Source organism: Bifidobacterium sp. POST2/T3 (B1) (assembly GCF_058197115.1).
In genome coordinates, this window is record NZ_JBVPQK010000275.1 from 1 (window position 1) to 3,586 (window position 3,586).

2 protein-coding genes and 1 pseudogene are annotated in these 3,586 nt (G+C 58.6%); 1 reads left to right on the top strand and 2 read right to left on the bottom strand.

Going from position 1 to position 3,586, the window contains the following annotated elements; all coding sequences use genetic code 11:
* A pseudogene (locus tag AC0AP0_RS10380) lies at nt 1-198 on the top strand (glycerophosphodiester phosphodiesterase family protein); the annotation flags it as partial.
* Here the strand turns inward: AC0AP0_RS10380 and AC0AP0_RS10385 are convergent.
* Nucleotides 167-2,242 carry an ABC transporter permease gene (locus AC0AP0_RS10385; RefSeq protein ID WP_490430404.1) on the bottom strand — a complete coding sequence of 692 codons (2,076 nt, stop codon included), beginning with the start codon at nt 2,240-2,242 and terminating at the stop codon, nt 167-169. The pseudogene AC0AP0_RS10380 and the gene AC0AP0_RS10385 overlap by 32 nt on opposite strands.
* Before the next feature lie 554 nt (nt 2,243-2,796).
* A complete protein-coding gene (gene upp, locus AC0AP0_RS10390; protein ID WP_015022561.1) occupies nt 2,797-3,435 on the bottom strand; it encodes a uracil phosphoribosyltransferase in 639 nt (212 codons plus the stop codon).
* Between the last annotated feature and the right edge of the window lie 151 nt (nt 3,436-3,586).

Below are 3,586 nucleotides of genomic sequence, written 5' to 3' on the forward strand. Positions count from 1 at the left end.
TCCCTCCTCTTCAACTGGCTGGGGCGGCCGGACTTCGTGGCCTGCGAGTGGCACAGCGGGCACTCACTGCCCATGCGTCTCTATCGGTTTCTAGGTGGAACGCCCATCGCCTGGACCGTCCGCTCCGAGCATGCGCAGGAGGAGGCCAGTCCGGACTTTGATGGGATTATCTTCGAGTCGTATCTGCCCGAGAGCTGAACCAGCTATACAGGCCTGAGGCCGCAGCGGCCAGGCCTATCGCCCAGAGTGCCATGACCAGGAAGTAGCCGTAGGGGAGAGGCACGACGCTCATGTCTATCTGGCCGGACAACTGGTGGAAGATGACGGCAAGCACCCCCGCCATGGCCAGGGCTGAAAGAAGGATTGCCGAAAGGGCATCGATTACTGACTCCACAATCGAGGAGCAGACCAATGTTCCACGTGAAACACCGGCAGCCTGCATCCTTCGGTTCTCCTGGCGGCGCTCATTGACTGCGATGGCGCATGCCTGGATCAGGAAGATGGCCGTCAGGACGATGGCCCCGTTCGCTATCTGGGGCATGGCCCGCTGCACCTTCTGTGACCTTTGGATGTCGGAACGAATGTACTCCTTCTTGGTGCAGGCCTTGATGCCCTTGCTGTCCCATGAAGCGTTGAGCTTACTGATCAAATCGTTTGTCTGGACTCGGGGAGCGGTCCTGACCAGGGTGGTCAACCCTCTGTTGTCGGGAGCCAGTTGTGACAGGCTGTCATCCATGATCAGGTAGTCGCCTGTCGTCTGCCCTGTCGGTGTCATGTCAACAATGGCGGTGATGGTCAGCGTGTGACGCTTTTCGTTTTTGTCGATTAAGGTCAGCGTGCGTCCGAGGGGATTCTTTTCCTGACTGTGGCCTTTCGATGTGACGGCGACCTTACCTGGTCCCAGGTCTGCAGCCGAGCCTGTGATGAAAGCAGGACTGATCGTGTCAAGCGCCTTGCCGCTTTTGTTGATGTGCATGGCGCTTATGAAAGGTGCATCGCTTTTGCTGTCTGTGTTACCTGCTCTTCTCCAAGATTCTTTGCTGTAGGTGACGGCGGATCCTACATCTGCGGACGAGCGAAGTTGCCGGTCCAAATCCCTGGTGTCTTTGGTATCTGTTGTGACCATGACTTCGGCAGCAACCGGCTTGTTTCGGCTGAGGGATAATTGCGCCCAGCTGGACCTTCCTAGGGCTATCAATCCGGTCACGATGACCAGCATCAGTATGATCGGCACCGCGATGGCGGTGGAGCTCCGGTTTTCCTTGCGCGCCCTTTGCCGCGCCAGGAGACCTGCACCCCGGAAAGCCAGTTGGAAGGGGATGCCGATCAGGTTGGCGCACGCCGGAACCAGGACAGGAGCCAGGGCACCGATGATGACCAGCAGACAGCCGGTCGTGGCCAGGATCTGGATTTCAATGTCCATGCCATTGAAGCGGTGATAGACCATGGCCAGTCCTCCAGCCAGTCCAGCCAGGGCGATTATCAGGCGAAGAGGACCAATTGATTTGGTTCCCGACCGATTTTCTGAGTCCTGCAAAGCCTCGATGGGAGAGATGGCGGTAATCCTTCTGGCAGCGAACCAGGTTCCTAAGAGGCCTGCCAGGAGTATCCCGGCGAAGGCGAGGACAATCCCCATGGGGTGGGGATGCGCGGTCATTTCTAGCGCTTCAAGGCCTGAGTTAATCAGGGACTTGGCGAATGCGGGCACCAGCAGGCATCCCGCCAAACTGCCCACGAGGGCGGATAAGCCTACCGGAATCATGAATTCCAACAGGGAGATGAGTCTCACCGTGCGGGGAGAGGCGCCCGAAAGCCGCATCATGGCATATTCGCGACGACGGCGCTCGATCAGGAACCCCACAGAAGTGATGACGAGGAAGATGGAGACAAACCCGCATATGCAGGCGTACATTATGGATATCAGTGAAGCGCCGTCTTGTAAGGACAGGGTCATAGCGCGGTCGTAGGAATTCATTGCGCGAGCATCTGGCATCCCGTCGCCCTTCCGAGCGGCAATGGCTACCTGGGCCCAGGCGCTGGTAAGGACTGAAGCGGCCATGACTGCCAGAACCATGACCGTGTAGGAGGACCGATGCTCATGCAGAAAGGACTGCACCAGGGAGGCCAGGCCAGGAGTGCGTGCCTTGGTTCGATCTGCGGTTTGCGAGCCGCCCCCACCCATCGGTCCTGAGGCTCCGGTTCCTGTGATTGATCCACCTAGGGAAAGGGACTTGCCCTCCATGGTGTGCTCCTTTCTCGCCCTTGAATGCCGCTGTTCTTATTGCAACACCAGGCAAGGCCCACTCAGGGTGTTTTCAGGGTCAGACCAGGGAAGAACCAGGGTTGGTGATCAGCGATTAGGCATGCTCGTGCGAAAGGTGGGTGTAATGAGGTGGATGCAAGAAGATAGGGGTCGAGAGATTTGCAGGCCTGATGACTGGGCCGCCAAGCTTTCTGACGCAGCAGGGCCGACGGCTTCATAGCGTCCATCCTCGCTGACGGGTAGGGGAGGGAAGTCCGGTGCTTCTACCGTAGCCACGCTTACCGGCGAAACTTTGCGTGTAGACAGGAATGTCACACTACGAACTAATACGGAGCCAATGGTGCTGTTGTTCTGTCTAGGTAGTCGATCTGCTTAGATAATCGGTCTAGAGGTGCCTTATTGAGCTTAGCTGGGGTCTTTCTTGCGCATCATCCAACGGGACGGCCATCGAACACCGTTGAAAAAAGGACCCGAATCGTGCAGGATTCGGGTCCTTGTCAGGTATGGGGTTCGTGCCCTGTCAGTTCGTTGGATCAGTCGATGACGCCGTAAAGGCGGTCGCCGGCATCGCCCAGGCCGGGAACGATGTAGGCGTGCTCGTTCAGTTTCTGATCGACTGCGCAGACCACCACCTTGAGGTTGATGGAGGGGTCCATTTCCTCCTTGAGGCGGTTCAGACCCTCGGGAGCAGCCAGAATGTTGATGGAGGTCACATCCTTGGCGCCGCGCTCGGCCAGGTACTTGGTGGCGGCGATCAGGGTGCCACCGGTTGCCAGCATGGGATCCAGCAGGAAGCACTGACGGCCGGAGAGGTCCTCTGGCAGACGGTTGGCGTAGGTGATGATGTCCAGAGTGTTCTCGTCGCGCTTGAGACCGAGGAATCCGACCTCAGCGGTAGGCAGCAGACGGGTCATGCCGTCAAGCATGCCCAGTCCGGCGCGCAGGATGGGGACCACCATGGGGCGCGGGGAGCAGAGCTTCTTGCCCACCATGGGAGCGACCGGGGTCTCGATGGGGTGGTCCTCGATGTCCAGATTGCGGGTGGCCTCGTAGGCCTCAAGCATGACCAGTTCGCTGATCAGCTCGCGGAAGGTGTTGGAAGGGGTGTTTTTGTCCCGCAGTACGGTCAGCTTGTGCTCGATCAGCGGGTGTTCCAGTACATGAAGTTCCATACCTCTCAGCGTAGCTCAGCGGGTCGGCTTCTGGTAGCGACCGGCAAGCCATGCTGGCTTCGATTTGGGAATAAAAATGAAAACGCCGAACCATGCAAGCGCCTGTCGGCGCAAACGCCGCTCGCAGCGGCAACAAACGGAGCCCGGGGCT

What these genes read in the sequence shown, in the direction of transcription:
- AC0AP0_RS10385 (WP_490430404.1), bottom strand. Translation starts at nt 2,242, where the DNA reads ATGGAGGGCAAGTCCCTTTCCCTAGGTGGATCAATCACAGGAACCGGA.
- upp (WP_015022561.1), bottom strand. Translation starts at nt 3,435, where the DNA reads ATGGAACTTCATGTACTGGAACACCCGCTGATCGAGCACAAGCTGACC.